Consider the following 747-nt stretch of genomic DNA (forward strand, 5'->3'; position numbering starts at 1 on the left):
ACGAGGGCGAGTCGCTGTTCGGCTACTTCACCGAGCAGGCGCTGTCCAACCAGGTCGGACTGGACTCCGGGCAGTACGTGCCGCCGTGGCTGGAGTCGGCCCGCGAGCGGCTCGAGGAGTCCGCGGTGCGCCGGCTGCCGGTGCGCTCGGACGACCGCTGGTTCACCCCGGCCGCGGGCAGCGGCCTGCGCCTCGGCGACGGGCATCTGCGGCTGGTCGACGAGGTGACGCTGGTCGACGGGGGCGGTGAGCACGGCAAGGGCTATGTGCACGGGCACCGCCGTATCGACCCCGACGACTGGTACTTCTCCTGCCACTTCCACCGCGACCCGGTGATGCCCGGCTCGCTGGGCGTCGAGGCCGTGCTCCAGGGGCTCCAGGCCCTGGTGATCGAGTCCGGACTGGCCGACGGCATGGGCCCGGTGCGGTTCGCCGTGCCGCGGGACGTGCCGATGGGCTGGAAGTACCGCGGGCAGATCCTGCGCGAGGACCGCGAGATGACCTTCGACGCGCACATCAAGGAGGTCCGCCGCACCGACGGCCGGCTGACCGTCGTCGCCGACGCCAGCGTGTGGAAGCCGGGTCTGCGCATCTACGAACTGACCGACATCGCCGTGGACGTCGTTCCCGACGAGTCCGCCGAGGAGGACCAGTGACCACCGCCCCCGCCCGGACCACCACCCCGCCCGTGCACACGGATCCCGCCGGGATCCACCGGGTGCTCGGCGCCCTGGAACAGCCCTGCTA

At 72.2% G+C, this 747-nt stretch carries 1 protein-coding gene; it reads left to right on the forward strand.

From position 1 onward, the window contains the following. The coding region (locus LPA54_RS33830; RefSeq protein WP_228984523.1) for a beta-hydroxydecanoyl-ACP dehydratase at window positions 1-656 on the forward strand (656 nt) is incomplete at its 5' end. Window positions 657-747: the final 91 nt, after the last annotated feature.

Source organism: Streptomyces sp. DH12 (assembly GCF_020873895.1).
Classification (GTDB): domain Bacteria; phylum Actinomycetota; class Actinomycetes; order Streptomycetales; family Streptomycetaceae; genus Streptomyces.